The organism is Halorubrum alkaliphilum, from assembly GCF_017873815.1.
GTDB lineage: Archaea > Halobacteriota > Halobacteria > Halobacteriales > Haloferacaceae > Halorubrum > Halorubrum alkaliphilum.
Window position 1 is genome coordinate 36,570 of sequence record NZ_JAGGKQ010000012.1, and the last position, 14,832, is coordinate 51,401.

Annotated in this window: 14 protein-coding genes; 6 read left to right on the forward strand and 8 right to left on the reverse strand. The window is 68.1% G+C overall.

Features of this window, described 5'->3' with window-relative positions:
• Positions 1-5: 5 nt before the first annotated feature.
• On the reverse strand, positions 6-1,529 hold the full coding sequence (locus J2751_RS08975) for a PAS domain-containing sensor histidine kinase (RefSeq protein ID WP_209485309.1): 1,524 nt from the start codon (positions 1,527-1,529) through the stop codon (positions 6-8).
• A 147-nt stretch (positions 1,530-1,676) separates the two neighbouring features.
• Entirely contained in the window at positions 1,677-2,087 is a 411-nt protein-coding gene (locus J2751_RS08980; protein ID WP_394357380.1) for a helix-turn-helix domain-containing protein, read from the reverse strand.
• A 220-nt stretch (positions 2,088-2,307) separates the two neighbouring features.
• On the opposite strand from J2751_RS08980, the gene J2751_RS08985 reads away from it, so the two are divergent.
• Positions 2,308-2,961, forward strand: a complete 654-nt coding sequence (locus tag J2751_RS08985; protein WP_209485313.1) for a helix-turn-helix domain-containing protein — start codon at positions 2,308-2,310, stop codon at positions 2,959-2,961.
• Between the two features lie 74 nt (positions 2,962-3,035).
• A complete protein-coding gene (locus tag J2751_RS08990) occupies positions 3,036-3,194 on the forward strand; it encodes a DUF7560 family zinc ribbon protein (protein ID WP_209485315.1) in 159 nt (52 codons plus the stop codon).
• 54 nt (positions 3,195-3,248) lie between these two features.
• Here the strand turns inward: J2751_RS08990 and J2751_RS08995 are convergent, their stop codons facing one another.
• The gene (locus J2751_RS08995) at positions 3,249-3,725 is read right to left on the reverse strand and encodes a hypothetical protein (RefSeq protein WP_209485317.1); all 477 of its coding nucleotides are present in this window, start codon (positions 3,723-3,725) and stop codon (positions 3,249-3,251) included.
• Between the two features lie 193 nt (positions 3,726-3,918).
• Between J2751_RS08995 and J2751_RS09000 the strand changes: the two genes are divergently transcribed.
• Entirely contained in the window at positions 3,919-4,371 is a 453-nt protein-coding gene (locus tag J2751_RS09000) for a pyridoxamine 5'-phosphate oxidase family protein (RefSeq protein ID WP_209485319.1), read from the forward strand.
• Between the two features lie 110 nt (positions 4,372-4,481).
• Here J2751_RS09000 and J2751_RS09005 read toward each other — a convergent pair whose 3' ends face one another.
• The 3 genes from J2751_RS09005 to J2751_RS09015 form a co-directional block, all read right to left on the reverse strand.
• Positions 4,482-4,658: a DUF7560 family zinc ribbon protein gene (locus J2751_RS09005; protein WP_209485321.1), complete on the reverse strand. Its 177-nt coding sequence runs from the start codon at positions 4,656-4,658 to the stop codon at positions 4,482-4,484.
• Between the two features lie 82 nt (positions 4,659-4,740).
• The gene (locus tag J2751_RS09010; protein WP_209485324.1) at positions 4,741-5,496 is read right to left on the reverse strand and encodes an ABC transporter permease; all 756 of its coding nucleotides are present in this window, start codon (positions 5,494-5,496) and stop codon (positions 4,741-4,743) included.
• Positions 5,493-6,629 (reverse strand): ABC transporter ATP-binding protein, encoded by a 1,137-nt coding sequence (locus J2751_RS09015; protein ID WP_209485326.1) that lies wholly within the window; start codon positions 6,627-6,629, stop codon positions 5,493-5,495. Before J2751_RS09015 ends, J2751_RS09010 begins: the two co-directional genes overlap by 4 nt.
• 117 nt (positions 6,630-6,746) lie before the next feature.
• On the opposite strand from J2751_RS09015, the gene folP reads away from it, so the two are divergent.
• The 3 genes from folP (at position 6,747) to J2751_RS09030 (ending at position 12,137) form a co-directional block, all read left to right on the forward strand.
• Positions 6,747-9,320 carry a dihydropteroate synthase gene (folP, locus tag J2751_RS09020; RefSeq protein WP_209485328.1) on the forward strand — a complete coding sequence of 858 codons (2,574 nt, stop codon included), beginning with the start codon at positions 6,747-6,749 and terminating at the stop codon, positions 9,318-9,320.
• Positions 9,321-9,437: 117 nt separating this feature from the next.
• The gene (locus J2751_RS09025; protein WP_209485330.1) at positions 9,438-10,961 is read left to right on the forward strand and encodes a DHH family phosphoesterase; all 1,524 of its coding nucleotides are present in this window, start codon (positions 9,438-9,440) and stop codon (positions 10,959-10,961) included.
• Positions 10,962-11,066: 105 nt separating this feature from the next.
• Complete coding sequence (locus tag J2751_RS09030) at positions 11,067-12,137, forward strand: NAD(P)/FAD-dependent oxidoreductase (RefSeq protein WP_209485331.1); 1,071 nt, start codon at positions 11,067-11,069, stop codon at positions 12,135-12,137.
• Between the two features lie 819 nt (positions 12,138-12,956).
• Here the strand turns inward: J2751_RS09030 and ilvA are convergent.
• Both ilvA and J2751_RS09040 read right to left on the reverse strand, forming a co-directional pair.
• Positions 12,957-14,168 (reverse strand): threonine ammonia-lyase, encoded by a 1,212-nt coding sequence (gene ilvA / locus J2751_RS09035; protein WP_209485333.1) that lies wholly within the window; start codon positions 14,166-14,168, stop codon positions 12,957-12,959.
• Positions 14,169-14,350: 182 nt separating this feature from the next.
• Positions 14,351-14,758, reverse strand: a complete 408-nt coding sequence (locus tag J2751_RS09040; RefSeq protein ID WP_209485335.1) for a gamma-glutamylcyclotransferase family protein — start codon at positions 14,756-14,758, stop codon at positions 14,351-14,353.
• Positions 14,759-14,832 lie beyond the last annotated feature (74 nt).

Below are 14,832 nucleotides of genomic sequence, written 5' to 3' on the forward strand. Positions count from 1 at the left end.
GCGGTTCAGGAGTCGTCCGGGTGGCTGGACCGGGTCTCCGAGCAGTCGTTCGGCACCCGAACGGTGACGACGTTCCCGTTGCCGTGGGTGTCAAAGGAGAGGTCACCTCCGGACCGGTCGGTGACCCAGTAGGCGAGCCACAGCCCCATGCCAACGGTGTGATGAACATCGTCCATCTGCCACTGGTCGGCGATGATGTGGCGCTCCTCGGGCGGGATCAGCGGGCAGTTGTCACGTATCGTGATCTCGAGGTCCCCGCCGACACGGGCGACCGTCACGTCGACTTCCGGGTCCGCCTCCGCGTGTTCGACCGCGTTCTCGACCAGTTCGGAGACCGCGTACTCCAGTTCTGGGAGGGCGAACGCTTCGGCGTCCGTCGGACAGGACACGGAGAACTCGGCCGCGGGGGCACCCGCCCGCGCCTCGGCGACCGACTCGCGGACGATCGGTTCGATGTCGATGGGACGTGGCGACCCGCCACGGCTCACCAGTTCGATCACGTCCCGCTGTTTCTCCGCCGTGTCGAGGAGGCTCTCGGCGACGCGGCGGATCGTCTCGGCCGCCGTTTCGACATCTGCGATCGATTCGACGTCCGGAAGGGAGTGAGTATCGGCAGCCGAGCCGACATCCGGGGAGGGATCCGTGTCGGTGTTACCCTCGTCGTTCGCGGCGGCGAGAGCGGCTCGGTCGCTCCCGATCCGCTCGACCGCCTCGATGATCCGTTCGGCGGTCCCGATGACGACGTTCATATCGTTTCGGATCGAGTGCCGGAGGAGGTTGTCCATCACTTCGAGTTGGCGTTTGTGCCGGTATTCGTCGGTGACGTCGCGCGCGAAGCCGGCGACTGCGACGATCTCGCCGTCCTCGTGGACCGGCTCGCCCAGGACGCGGACCCAGCGTATTCCTCCGTCCGGTGGCTCGACTCGGTAGTCGATGTTCGTCGATTCTCCCGCCGAGAGTCGATCTATCGCGCGTTCGACGTGCTGTCGGTCCTCGGGATGGACGCGATCGAGGAACAGTTGCGGATTCCGCTCCAGTGCTTCCGGTTCGATCCCGAAGACGTCCTCGGCCGCGTCGTTGACGAAGAGCACCTCCGACCACTCGGGGTCGAACATCCAGAGGACGTCGGCAGACGTCGAGACGATGGTTTCGAGTCGACGGATGGACTCCACCTCGTCGGTAACGTCCCGGGAACTGAGTACGTAGCCGTCGATACCGGTCGCCTCCCGAGTGTAGACATCGCTTCGCATCCAGAGCCAGTCGCCGTCGACGGTCCCGTAGCGGTACTCCAAGGTCTCCGTCGTGCCGCGGTTGCCGGCGACGACCTCCTCGAAAACGGTTCGAATACGTGGCTCGTCCTCGAGGTGTATCAACGCGAAGGCGTCCTCGCCGACGAGGTCGTCCGGTTCGAAGCCGAGTACGTCTCGAACCGCCGCGTTGAGGTACTGAAACCGCCCCTCATCGTCGAGCACGACGAGTTTCTCCTGCGTGAAATCGAGGAGGGTCTCGGCGTCGGGGGGGCGAACCATGACGGAGCGTTTCCCGAGGATCGGTATAATACTTGCTACGAGGCTATCACGAATAAAATCCGCTTCGCCGCGGATCGACGGAAAACGTGGCGAGTCGGCCGCGGATCGAGTAGCGAGTCGGGCGGGTCCCCGTGGCGGACCGCGTCGTTAGTCCGCGGAGGCTCCGGTGACACCGAAGTCCGCGGTCGACCCGCCGGACACGACCTCATCGGGTTCGGTTCCGGTCTCCATGGTCAGTCGGACGCCGGTATCAGTGAGTTCGACGGTGGCGTCGGTGACGCCGCGGGAGTACTCGGAGGCGTGATCGCCCTCCGGATCGAACCGGATCCCCTCGGAGAGGAGGGGCGTCTCGTTCAGTCGCTCGACTTTACGGTACGCCGTCGAGAGAGCGATGTCGCAGGCGTCGGCGAGTTCGCTCGTGGTCATCGGCTCGTCGGCCGCGGAGAGGATGGCCCGGCAGTCCGGGTCCGCGAGTGCGTCGAACGCGTCACCGAGCGTTTCGTCGGCGTCCGTCACGGTCGTCTTCTGTCCCCCCATGCGGGACGGCTTGCGCTTCATATACGTACCGTGGAGCCGTATCTACCCGAACCCCATCCCAGCATATGCGGGGTGTTTTATATACACCAATCGTCCACCGGGCGGATCAGTACATGCGAGGGAGGATCACGAGAAAGAGGAGTCACGAGGCGGGGGGATACGCGAGCGCGGACGAACGAATGCTGGCCGCGGCCCGCATCGTGCCGTCAACGTTTTGTTCGGCCGCGGGTACGGACGGACGATGGGAGCCGGTATCAGGGCGGAAGTCTCGCTGCCGACGTCGTCGCCGTCGCCGTTCGACGGGATCATCGACGGGGCGATGCCGATATACAGCGTGGCCCGAAGCCGGCTCGGATCCCCCCAGTCCGATGGTTCGAGCGACGACCGGGTCGTGATCGAGTTCGTCGCCGACGCTGACCTCGACGTTCCCGAGGGAGTGGAGACAGTGTTCGACTACGGGGCGAAGGCCGCCTACCGGTTCGACGTCCCGTGTACGAACGGCTCGCCGTTCACGGTGCTCGATCGCCACGGCGTTCCGGCCACGGAGACGGTGATCCGGGACGGTCGCCTACTGGTCACCTTTCATGCCACGGACCTGCCAGCCCTGCGGGCCGTCCTCGAAGAGCTCCAGGAGTCGTGTGCGGACATGCAGGTGTTGCGGCTGCTCCAGTCGTCGTCGACGCCCGAAGAGAGCGACCTGGTCACGTTCGATCGCAGCGAGCTGACCGAGCGCCAACGGGAGGTGCTCACCGCGGCCTACGACGCCGGCTACTTCGACCACCCGAAGGGCGCGAACGCGGGCGAGGTCGCGGAGACGCTCGGGATCGATCGGTCAACGTTCTCGGAGCACATCGCGGCCGCACAACGGAAACTGCTCCCGGCGATGTTGGACTGAGATCGGAGGCCCGGATTCCAGAGCCGTGGGAACCCGATGATCGTTTCATGAGGATGAGTGTCGTAGTCGCCGCCATGACGCCCCGATCGACACACACCTTCGTCTGCTCGGAGTGCCACCAGTCCTTCGAGGTGGACGACGCAATGCGGGAGGGTCTCCTCGACGCGGGCTGTGTCGTCTGTGGCGCGCCCGTCGTCGACGCGGATCTCACCGAGCCGACGGCCGTCGAGTGAGCGAGGGTAACAGCGGGAGAGAGCGTGTCCGTTCGGAGAGAGTGAGGTCCGTGATCAGCCGTCGATCCGGTCGCGGAGTCCACGCGTGACGGAGACGACCGCGTCGGATCGGCGGGCCCGGTACCCGAGAACGCCGAGCGCCAGCACGATCCCACCGACCAGCGTGAACAGCCCGGTGAAGAACACGCCGCCGGTTCCGGACGCATACAGAAGCGACAGGCTGACGCCGCCGATCCCGAGGATCACGCCAGCGAGGAGCCCGAGGAGTATCGACCCGATGTCGGACCGGTCCACGACTGCGCTCGCGAGGACCGCGAGCCCGAGCAGCGTCGGGACGACCAACTCGGGGGAGACCGGGACCGACCCGACCGTCGGCCACGCGGAGTACGGTTGGGGCAGATAGTTGAACGCCATCGCGCCGACGAGGAGCACGCCGACGGCGAGCAGGGATTCGGTCGCATGGAGGAACGGTCTGGCACGGTCGGCCGTCGAGGCCACGCCCGTCGAAGAGGAATGCGTCGGGGAGGGCATGTACTGTAGTACCACGAGGGATCGGATAGGTCCTTTCACCGGTGATCTTCCCGGAGCGCGGTGAATCATCCGTCATGTGACCGGCGTCGACGCCTGTTCGTCCCGTGGTACGTCTCGGCTGCCGCCGACACCGACCCCTCGCGAGGCGGGGTGTCTCGTGTCCTTTATACCCGCGTACGAACAGTCGTATCGTATGACGACGAACCGCGAGGTCGAGATGTCCGCGTCGGCGGTCGACGCGTTCCTCGCCCGACACGAGACCGGCGTGCTCTCGCTCGCCCGTGACGACGCGCCGTACGCGATCCCCGTCTCCTACGGCTACGACGAGGAGTCCCGCGAGGCGTTTATCAGGCTGGTGTCGAGCGTCGACAGCGAGAAGCGGGCGTTTCTGGGCACCGACCCGGCGGCTCGGCTGGTCGTGTACGAGGAGGACGGCGAGGAGTACACGAGCGTCGTCGGCGTCGGGACCCTCCGCCGCGTCGACCTCGACGAACTCACGCCGGAGACGATCGCGCAGTACGGCGAGACTCGCCGCCCCCTGTTCGAGATCTGGGCCGACGAAAAGCCGGACCTCGACATCGACCTCTACCGGTTCGAACCCGAGACACTGACCGGGCGGAAGATAACCGTCGATCGCGAGTCGTAGGTGTCTGCTTATAAACGATCGTGGCAGGTACCCGCGTCTTCTAAGACGTTCATCCGGACCAACGGCTTACGGGCTGGCCTCCGGCCACGAGAGCGGTTTGTAAGTGGTCCTCAGGAGTCGCCGGCACCAAGGGTGGCGGCGTCGTCCTCGTCGGGTGCGGCGAAGTCGTCGTCGCTCGCGGGGGTCGTACAGACGGGACAGCCGACCGAGAGAATGGTCTCGCGCATCTCGTCGTTGACCTCGATGGTCTGGCCACAGCCCGAACACGTGAACTCGACGGTCGACACGGTGATCCCTCGTTGGTCGGGGAACGGCGGCCGGAGTGATAAACCACCGGCTTTCGTGTCGCGGACTGAGCGTGAAGGGGAGTCAGTCCGTCCGTGGCACCGCGTACGCGCCGAGCGCGAGGAACCCGACGGCAAGTACCGAGAGGATCGCCAACTCGGTGGCCCACGTGGCTGGCTCGTACAGGATCGCTCGCGTCCCGCGCGCGAAGTACGTCAGCGGCGAGGCCGCGACCGCCGGGAGGAACCAGTCGGGCAGCAGCGCCGGCGGGACGAACGTCTCCGAGAGGAACAACAGCGGGAGCGCGACCGTGTTGCTCGCGGCGATCACGCCGTCCTGTGAGTCCGCGAGCGCGCCGAGGATCGCCCCGAACCCGCAGAAGAGCGCGACCGCGACGGCGACGAAGACGGGCAGGGCCAGCAGCGACGCGGAGACGACGAGTTCCGCGTCGGTCACCGCGATCACGAGTCCGAGGATCAGCAGGCTCGCCGCGCCGATGATCGCGACGTTGACGAGCGTGTGGGCGACCAGCCACTCGACCCGCGAGAGCGGGGTCGTCGCCAGCTTCTCGAACCGGCCGCCGTCGCGGTGGCGGGCGATCTCGGAGCCGACACGCGACAGCGGCGTGAAGAGGACGACGACCGCGAGGTACCCCGGGATGTAGTAGCCGGCCGGCTCCGCGAACAGCCCGCCGCCGGTTGGTTGCGTCCGGATCAGCGCCCCGAATATCACGACGAGGATCACGGGGAAGAAGAACGTAAAGAACACCGCCGTCCGCCGCCGGAGGAACGACCGGGTCGCCGCCGTCGCTTCCGTTCCGATCCGTCCGAGCCGACTCATGCGTCCCCTCCGTCGACGACATCTCCTCCATCGACGACATCCCCGCCGTCAGCGACATCCCCGACCTCGGCGACCGTGGACGCGTCCGCCGGCTGCGTCCCGTTTCCGGACGAGTCGGTCACGAGTCCGCCGTCGCCGCGCGGCGAGTACTCCTCGCCGGTCAACTCGAGGTAGACGTCCTCCAGCGTGGGTTCGGACCACGAGAGCGACTCGAACGCGACCCCAGCGTCCGCGAGCGCGTCGACGACCGCGCCGATCCCCTCGGGTCGGACGCCGAGCACGCGAAGTCCGTTCTCGGTCGGTTCGACATCGACGCGCGTGCCGACGTTCGTGGACCCGTCGGGGTCGGTCGTCCCCGCTTCGAGCGCCCCGGCGACCGCGTCGACGGAGCCGGCCGCCGGGTCGGCAAGCGTCACCGACAGCCGCGGTCGGCCGCCGTGTGCGGCGATCAGGTCGTCCGGGGCACCCGACGCGACGACATCGCCGTCGCGGAGGAGCGCGACCCGGTCCGCGAGCCGCTCGACCTCGTCCATGGCGTGGCTGGTGAGGAGGACGGTGGTGCCGTCGGCCGCGAGTCGCTCGACCAGCCGGTGGATCGAGCGCCGGCCGGCCGGATCGATCCCGGTCGTCGGCTCGTCCAGAAACAGCAGGTCGGGGTCGTTGACGATGGCGGTCGCGACGCAGGTCCGTCGCTTCTGGCCCCCGGAAAGCGTCTCGTACCACGCGTCGGCGTCGGCGGCCATTCCCACGTCCCGGAGGACGCCCTCGGTGTCGCGGGCGGAGTCGTAGAGTCCGCCGTAGTAGTCGACGAGCTCGCGGGCGGTGAGCCGCGCGGGCGGATCGAACGACTGCGGGAGGAGCCCGACGCGCTGTGGGTCGACCTCGCGCGGCGGGACGCCGAGGACGTGGACCCCTCCTTCCACCTCGGTCGTGCCGGTGAGCGCGCGTACGAGGGTAGTTTTGCCCGCGCCGTTGGGGCCGATGAGCCCGAACACCTCGCCCGTGTCGACGCGCAGGTCGGCCCCGTCGAGCGCGACGACGTCGCCGTACGACTTCCGGACCGCCTCGGCGACAAGGACGGGGTCGGTCGCGTTCGTTCCGTCGGTCGGCTCCGACGGCACCGTCTCGTTCATATCCGTCGTCGGCGGTCGTCGCGCGTAAGGGTTGCTCTTTCCCGATCCGACACGCCGAGGGTCGCTCCGCTTTCGTGGTCCGATACGCCTAACCGACGCGGCACCGACCCACGCCACATGCACTACCACGAGGCGGCGAACTTCCTGTTCGACCTCCGTCGCTTCTCGGTCAAGCCCGGCACCGAGCGCGTTGCGGCGCTTTTGGACCGGCTGGGTAACCCCGAGGACGACCTGGCGTGCGTCCAGATCGCGGGCTCGAACGGGAAAGGAAGCACCGCACGGCTGACCGAGTCGGTCCTGCGCGAAGCCGGACTGTCTGTCGGACTGTACACCTCGCCGCACCTATCGTCGCTCGGGGAACGCGTCCGGGTCGACGGCCGACCGATGACCGAGGCCGCGGTCGCCGACGTCGTCGCCGAGGTGAAGCCGTGGCTCGTCGACCGGGCGGCTGCCGGCGAGCCGCTCACCTTCTTCGAGGTCGTGACGGCGATGGCGATCCACGACTTCGCGCGCCGCGAGGTCGACGTCGCGGTGCTGGAGGTCGGGCTGGGCGGCGAGTACGACGCGACCAGCGCGGTCGACCCCGTCGCGACCGCGGTGACGAACGTCTCGCTCGAACACACGTCGGTCCTCGGCGACTCGATCGAGGAGATCGCCCGCACCAAATCGCGAATCGCCGAGCCGGACGCCCCGATGGTAACCGCCTGCGACGGGGTCGCCCTCGATGTCGTCCGCGAGGTCGCCGACGAGGCTGGCGCGCCAGTGACGACCGTCACCGAGTCGGGGGGAGACGCGGGATCGGGAGGCGACCCTCACGGCGACGCCGCGATCGTCGCGGAGTACGAGGGTCGCGTGAGCGAGAGCGACGCGCAGGTCTCGTTCGCGGGGGAGTCGGCGGGCGAGTACCGGATCCCGCTGGTGGGCGCACATCAGGCGACGAACGCGGCGCTCGCGGCCGCGCTGGCGCGACGGACCGTAGAGGCGGTCGGCGGTTCCGACGCCGCGTTCACCGACCGGGCACTCGCCGACGGGCTCGCGCGAGCGACGTGGCCCGGGCGGTTCGAGGTGGTCGACGCCGAGCCCCTGACCGTCCTCGACGGCGCGCACAACCCCGCCGCCTGCGAGACGCTCGCCGGAACGCTTGCCGAGTACGACTACGACGACCTACACCTCGTCTACGCGGCGATGCACGACAAGGACCACGCCGGGACGGCCGCGGCGCTCCCCGAGGCCGCGAGCGCGGTTACTTGCCGGCCCGCACTCGATCGCGCAGAGGACCCGGAGGTGTTGGCGGCGGCGCTGCGGTCCGCGGGCGTCGGGTCGGTAGCCGCCGGCGACGACGTCGCCGACGCGGTCGAGTCGGCGGTCGCGCGCGCGAACCCGGAGGACTGCGTGCTCGTCGTCGGATCGCTGTTCGCGGTCGCCGAGGCGCGTTCCGCCCGAACCAGAACGGTGACTCCGAAGTCGGTCCGCGAGCCGGGTGATGCCACGCGCGCGCTCGAATCCGGGTGCGTCCCGCCCGCCGGCGTCGACCGTGCTCGTGACGGGGTCGACCACCGCGTTCGCACGCTCCGACTGCGCGGGGACCGGGCGAATCGGGTCGCCGCGACGCTCCGGACGGTCGGCGGCGAGGCTGCGGTCGGCGGCGTCGGCGCGGACAGCGAGGGAAGTGATGTCGACGGGGGCAGCGAATCCGGCGGGGGAGAGCTCTCGCCGGTCACGCTCGCCGGGTCGCCCGCGGAGCTCCGCGAGCTGTGTGATCGCCTCGACGGCGCGGGCGACGGGCTCGGCGGCGTCGCGGACGACCTCCGGGCGAGCCTCGGAATCGACGGCGACGGCGAGGCGGTCCGTGGCGATACCCCGTATCCGTGGGCCGACCGAACCGCCGTGATGGGCGTGCTCAACGTGACGCCGGACTCCTTTCACGACGGCGGCCGCCACGAGGGGTTCTCCGACGCCGTCGCGGGCGCGGAGCGGATGGTCGAAGCCGGCGTCGACGTGATCGACGTTGGCGGCGAGTCCACCCGGCCCGGCGCGGAGCCCGTCCCCGTCGACGAGGAGATCGACCGCGTCGTCCCCGTGATCGAGGCGGTCCGCGAAGTGGAGGCGGTCGCCGACGGCGACGTCCTCGTCTCGGTCGACACCCGGAAGCCGGCGGTCGCGGAGGCGGCCCTGTCGGCCGGCGCAGATATTATCAACGACGTCACCGGACTGGAGGACCCCGAGATGCGCGAGGTCGTCGCCGACGCCGACTGTCCGGTGGTCGTGATGCACAGCGTGGACGCCCCGGTCGATCCCGAGAACGACCCGGAGTACGGCGACGTCGTCGCCGACGTGATCGACGACCTCCGCGAGCGACTGCTCCGCGCCGAGGTGGCCGGCATCGACCGCGAGCGCGTGATAGTCGACCCCGGGATCGGGTTCGGCAAGTCGGGTGCGGAGAGTTTTGAACTGCTCGGGCGGGTCGACGAGTTCGCCGCGCTGGGCTGTCCGGTGTTGGTCGGCCACTCGCACAAGTCGCTGTTCGGTGCGGTCGGGTGTGCCCCGGAGGACCGCGAGCACGCGACCGTCGCAGGGACCGCGGTCGCGGCGGAGCGCGGGGCCGACCTCGTTCGCGTCCACGACGTGGCCGAGAACCGGGCCGCGGTCGACGTCGTCGCGGCCGCAAAGGACCCGGATACGCTGGAATAGTCGACTCTCGGGGCGGAGGATCGGTCGATTCGTGGACCGTACCCAGTCGATTCGCGGACCGTACCCGGTCGATCCGCGGACGGCAGCGTTTTGCGTCGTGACCCCCTTCGGTCGGACATGCCCCGGCGTCTGCTGCTCGGCTGTAGCGCTGTCGGGAACACGCTCGTCGAGCGAGCACGGGAGGACCGCGCGGACGTTCTGGCGGTGACCGACGACACCGGGTGGGCCTCCACGCTCCGCGACCGCAACGTCGCGACCGTCGAGGCCGACCCGACCGACCCCTCGGCGTATCCCGACCGCGCGTCCGTCGTGTTGGTCGCGAGCGACGACCCCGCCCGCAACGTCGCGGCCGCCCGGGCCGCCCGGGAACGCTATCCCGACGCGCTGATCGTCGCACACGTCGGGACGGGCCCGACCGCCGAGCAGACGGAGGCGTTGAAATCGGTCGCCGACCGCGTCGTCGACCCGACCGAGGCGCTGACGAATCGGGTGCTCGACGCCGTCGAGATGGAGGAGCCGGACGATTCGGATGAGTCGAGCGAACCGGTCGAACCGGTCGGCGACGCCAAGAGGCTTCGATCGCCGGGAGCCGAGGAGCGACCGCCGCGGTTGGTTCGAACTATCCGGCGGCTCTCGGGGCCGCTTCTCGTGGTCGCACACGACAACCCGGATCCGGACGCCATCGCGAGCGCGATCGGGGTGACGCGGATCGCGGAGCGGATCGGAACCTCCGCGGACGCCTGTTACGGCGGCGAGATCGCCCATCAAGAGAACCGCGCGATGGTAAACCTCCTCGATCTGTCGTTGAAGACCTTCGGCGAGGTCGATCCGTCGGAGTACGGCGGAATCGCCTTAGTCGATCATTCCCGGGCCGGGATCAACGACTCGCTGTCCAAGGACGCGACCGTCGATATCGTGATCGACCACCACCCACCCCGCGGTCCGATAGAGGGGACGTTCGTCGACATCCGGCCGGACGCGGGCGCGACGAGCACCCTCATAACGGAGTATCTCTCGCGGCTAGGGATCGAACCGGAGCGAGCGCTCGCGACCGCGCTGTTGTACGGGATCCGTATCGACACCCGAGATTTCACCCGGGAGGTGTCGATCCCGGATTTTACCGCGGCCGCCTCGCTGGTTCCACACGTTGATGAGTCGACACTGGAGCGCGTCGAAAGCCCGAGCGTGAGCGCGGAGACACTCCGCGTCCTCGCGGAAGCGATCGAACGCCGCGACATCAGGGGATCGATCGTCGCCTCCTGTGTCGGAGAGATAACCGACCGCGACGCGCTCGCGCAGGCCGCCGACCGACTGCTGGATCTCGAAGGGGTCTCCGTGACCTTCGTGTACGGGTACATGGACGGCGTAATCTACGGCTCCGCTCGCACCCGCGGCACCGACCTCGACATCGGTGAAGTCCTCCGTGACGCGCTCGAACAGGCCGGATCCGCGGGCGGACACGCCAACATGGCCGGCGCGCAGGTCCCCCTCGGGATCTTGGAGGGCGTTGCCGAGGACGAGGAACTTCCCGACGTCGTCGAGGCGTTCGTCTCCGGTCGGTTCTTCGAGGCGCTCGACGACCCGCCGACCGCGACTCGGGGAACGACCCCGACGGAGCCCGCGAGCGAGTTTCCGGAGTGACAGGGGCTTACGAACTGACACCACCCGACGGGTGTCGACGCGAGCCGCCCGGTCCAACGAACCCGCAGCGCAACCTACATATCCCGCCGTCACGAACAGTATAGTATGAGCAATGAAATACTCGAACACCGACGACTTCTCGTCGCCGGGAGCGGTATCGCCGCGTTGAGCGCGGCGATCTACGCCGCCCGGTCGAACAACGAGCCGCTGTTGATCGAGGGTGACGAGCCCGGCGGCCAGCTCACGCTGACGACGGACGTCGAGAACTACCCCGGCTTCCCCGACGGGATCTCCGGCCCGGAGCTCATCAACGAGATGCGCGAGCAGGCCGAGAAGTTCGGCACCGACCTTCGAAACGGGATCGTCGCCGACGTCGAGAAGACGCCAGCCGGTCACTTCCGTGTCGAGTTGACGAACGGCGACGTGTACACCGCTGACGCCGTGATCGCCGCCTCCGGAGCCTCCGCGCGCACCCTCGGCGTGCCCGGCGAGGAGGAGCTGATGGGATACGGGCTCTCGACGTGTGCGACGTGTGACGGCGCGTTCTTCCGCGACGAGGACATGCTCGTCGTCGGCGGCGGCGACGCCGCGATGGAGGAGGCGAATTTCCTTACCAAGTTCGCCGACACCGTCTACATCGCCCACCGCCGCGAGGAGTTCCGTGCCGAGGACGTCTGGATCGACCGCGTCATGGACAAGGTCGATGACGGCGCGATTGAGATCCTGCGGAACACGGAGCTAACCGAGATTCACGGCACGGCCGAGGACGGGATCACGAGCGTCACGCTCGTCGAGCATCCCGACGGCCATCCGAAGGAAAAGCTCAACGACCCCGCGACCGCGGACGCGGTCGAGGAGTACGAGTTCGACGTGGGCGCGGTGTTTTATGCGATCGGTCACACGCCAAACACCGAGTACTTGGAGGAAACGGGCGTCGAACTCGACGACGCCGGCTACCTGCTAACGCAGGGCGGCCGCGACGGCGGCCAGACCGCGACCACGGTCGAGGGACTCTTCGGCGCGGGCGACGTGGTCGACCACCACTACCAGCAGGCGGTTACCGCCGGCGGAATGGGCGTGAAGGCCGCGCTCGACGCCGACGACTACCTCTCCGATCTGGAGCGGGCCGGCGAGTTGTACGAGCCCGAAGTCGACGCCGCGGCCGCAGACGACTGAGACCACGGCGATACGGACAGTACTGCGACCCGTCGATGACCAGTTCCGGGCGACCGAATGTTCGAACGGGTGGTCGGTCAGTACGGAGTTTTTATAAGTGATGTCGGGAGTAGGTCTCGCAATACGGTTTGGTAGTTGTTTATAAGTGGATTAGTGGTGTTGCTGGCGGCTGTTTATAAGTAGATGGTGCTGTGGTGAACGGCTCCACTTCTCCAGCTGTTCGTTTATAAACGGTTAGCGACGAATCGTCGGTGAAGACTTCCAAAGCCCCAGCCTGCTCCGGTCGAGGGGCTCGCTGCGCGCTCACACGGCTCGCTGCGCTCGCCCTTTTTGAGTGCTTGCGTCGTCATCAGAACGCTTTGCGTTCTGATCGGCTCACGAGAGCGCCGCTCTCGTGAACGCCCATCTTCCCGGAGCAGGCTGCCCCTTTGAGTCCCACCCCGCACAGCAACCGCACCTCACGCCTCCCCAGCCTCGTCGGCCGGCCTCCGCTTCGCTTCGGCCGACCGACTCCCTCGCGCCGTCGTCGCCGGCGCTACGCGCCGGCTGCCAGAGGGACCTTCGGTCCCTCGCGGTTCGCGCCCTCTTGAGGGCGCGAACCGGGGCACGCCACCGCATTCCTTATTTATAAACCGTCGCCGCAGCCGCTCACAGTCCTTTTAAATACGATCACGTCGCTGTCGATTTGCGAGACTCACTCCCGTAATCACTCACCACCAAGCCTTGCCCACAGCTATTTCGGGCGACGATCTGTCCGGAGAGCAGAGACGCAACCGGAGCCGACTATTTATAAACGAGTCCCACGGTCTCGTCTCCCGCTCACGACACGATATCCACGTCGTACCCCTCCGCTTCGAGCTCCTCGACGATGCCGGCGGCGTGTTCGGCGTCGTCGGTTTCGAGTTCGAGTTCGAGTTCGGCCGCGTTGACGGCGACATCGCGGGAGGTCCGGTCGTGGTGAACCGCGTACACGTTCGCGCCGGTCCGGGCGACGATACTGGAGACGCGCTCCAGTTCGCCCGGTCGGTCTTTTAAATCGATCGTGATCTTGAGGTATCGACCCATCTGGACGAGCCCGCGGCGGACCACGGTGCCGAGCCGGTTGAGGTCGATGTTGCCGCCACAGAGCGCGGCGACGATCGTCTCGTCGTCCTCGTAGTCGAACGCCTCCGAGAGGACCGCGGCGAGCGCGACCGCGCCCGCGCCCTCGACGAGCGTTTTCGAGCGCTCCAACAGGAGGGTGAGCGCGAGTGCGATCTCGCGGTCGTCGACGACGACCGCCTCGTCGACGTACTCGCGCATGATCTCGAACGGCTTCTCGCCGACCGATCGGGTAGCGATCCCGTCGGCGATCGTATCGACGCTGTCGATCGCGCGCCGCTCGCCCGCCGCTAACGACTGGGGAGCGCTCGCCGCGCCCTCGGCCTGGACGCCCACAACGCGGACGTCGTCAAGCTGCTCTTTGATCGCGACGGCAACCCCCGAGATCAGCCCGCCGCCGCCGATCGGAACGACGACGGTGTCGAGCTCTGGGCAGTCCTCGGCTATCTCCAGTCCGAGCGTTCCCTGCCCGGCCATCACGGCGGGATCGTCGAACGCGTGGACGTACGTGAGCCCGTGTTCGCGTTCGAGTTCGTGCGCGTACGCCTGCGCCTCCTCGTAATCGACGCCCTCCAGCCGGACGGTCGCGCCGTATCCGCGGGTGGCCTTCACCTTCGACACGGGCGCGAACTTCGGCATGACGACGGTTGCGTCGACGCCCGCGCGCTCGGCCGCGAGGGCGACCCCCTGCGCGTGGTTGCCCGCGCTGGCGGTGACGACGCCGGCCTCGCGCGCCTCTGCCGGGAGCGTTCCGATGCGGTTGGCCGCACCACGGATCTTGAACGCGCCGGTGCGCTGGAAGTTCTCGAGTTTGAGGTGGACGTTCGCGCCGGTCATCTCCGAGAACGTCCGCGACCGCTCCAAGGGCGTGTGGCGAGCGACCGCGTCGACCCGCTCCCGGGCGTCACGGATCGCAGATAGCGTCAGCATACGCCGTTCTGGCGGGGCCGGCGGCTAATCGGTTCCGGTCGCCGTCGGTAAAAGGGAATGGGGGAATGCACGCGTGTGACGTGCGAGTAAACGAAGCGCGGCGTGATACAAAAAGGTCCGGCAGGCGGAGTGAAAGTAAAACCGGGAGACTGCGGCGGGGCTAGTCCCGCGTCATCGGCCCGTCAGACGGATCTCGACCCGTCGAGCCGGACCGCGACATCGGCGGTCGACAGGTAGCTCGCGACACGCTCGCCGAACGATCCCTCCCCCGGCCACGTCGCGTCCGCACCGAGCCGGTCTGGGTCGCCCACGTACACCGCCGTCTCCGCCGGGTATTCGTCCGGCGCGTCGAGCGGGACGGTCACGCGGACGTACAGGTCGTCGTCGACGCGTTCGTACTCGTCGAGGGAGTCGACCTCCTCGGTTCGAAGGAGTCGACCGGCGGTCTCCCCGCCCGGCGCGAGCGTCGGGTACTCGCCCTCGACGAGCCGGAGCCCCGTCAGCGTCGCGGAGCCGACGAAAACGAACGAGTCGAGCAGGTCGCCGACCTGCTCCGGTTCGGTGAGCGTTCCGTACACGAAGACGTCCATAGCCCGGGTGGGTCGCTCTCGCGTTTCAATCTTCGGGCGGAAGGCGGCAGAGCGACTGGAGCCGCCTATCGTCC

What these genes read in the sequence shown, in the direction of transcription:
- J2751_RS08975 (WP_209485309.1), bottom strand. Translation starts at nt 1,529, where the DNA reads ATGGTTCGCCCCCCCGACGCCGAGACCCTCCTCGATTTCACGCAGGAG.
- J2751_RS08980 (WP_394357380.1), bottom strand. Translation starts at nt 2,087, where the DNA reads ATGAAGCGCAAGCCGTCCCGCATGGGGGGACAGAAGACGACCGTGACG.
- J2751_RS08985 (WP_209485313.1), top strand. Translation starts at nt 2,308, where the DNA reads ATGGGAGCCGGTATCAGGGCGGAAGTCTCGCTGCCGACGTCGTCGCCG.
- J2751_RS08990 (WP_209485315.1), top strand. Translation starts at nt 3,036, where the DNA reads ATGACGCCCCGATCGACACACACCTTCGTCTGCTCGGAGTGCCACCAG.
- J2751_RS08995 (WP_209485317.1), bottom strand. Translation starts at nt 3,725, where the DNA reads ATGCCCTCCCCGACGCATTCCTCTTCGACGGGCGTGGCCTCGACGGCC.
- J2751_RS09000 (WP_209485319.1), top strand. Translation starts at nt 3,919, where the DNA reads ATGACGACGAACCGCGAGGTCGAGATGTCCGCGTCGGCGGTCGACGCG.
- J2751_RS09010 (WP_209485324.1), bottom strand. Translation starts at nt 5,496, where the DNA reads ATGAGTCGGCTCGGACGGATCGGAACGGAAGCGACGGCGGCGACCCGG.
- J2751_RS09015 (WP_209485326.1), bottom strand. Translation starts at nt 6,629, where the DNA reads ATGAACGAGACGGTGCCGTCGGAGCCGACCGACGGAACGAACGCGACC.
- folP (WP_209485328.1), top strand. Translation starts at nt 6,747, where the DNA reads ATGCACTACCACGAGGCGGCGAACTTCCTGTTCGACCTCCGTCGCTTC.
- J2751_RS09025 (WP_209485330.1), top strand. Translation starts at nt 9,438, where the DNA reads ATGCCCCGGCGTCTGCTGCTCGGCTGTAGCGCTGTCGGGAACACGCTC.
- J2751_RS09030 (WP_209485331.1), top strand. Translation starts at nt 11,067, where the DNA reads ATGAGCAATGAAATACTCGAACACCGACGACTTCTCGTCGCCGGGAGC.
- ilvA (WP_209485333.1), bottom strand. Translation starts at nt 14,168, where the DNA reads ATGCTGACGCTATCTGCGATCCGTGACGCCCGGGAGCGGGTCGACGCG.
- J2751_RS09040 (WP_209485335.1), bottom strand. Translation starts at nt 14,758, where the DNA reads ATGGACGTCTTCGTGTACGGAACGCTCACCGAACCGGAGCAGGTCGGC.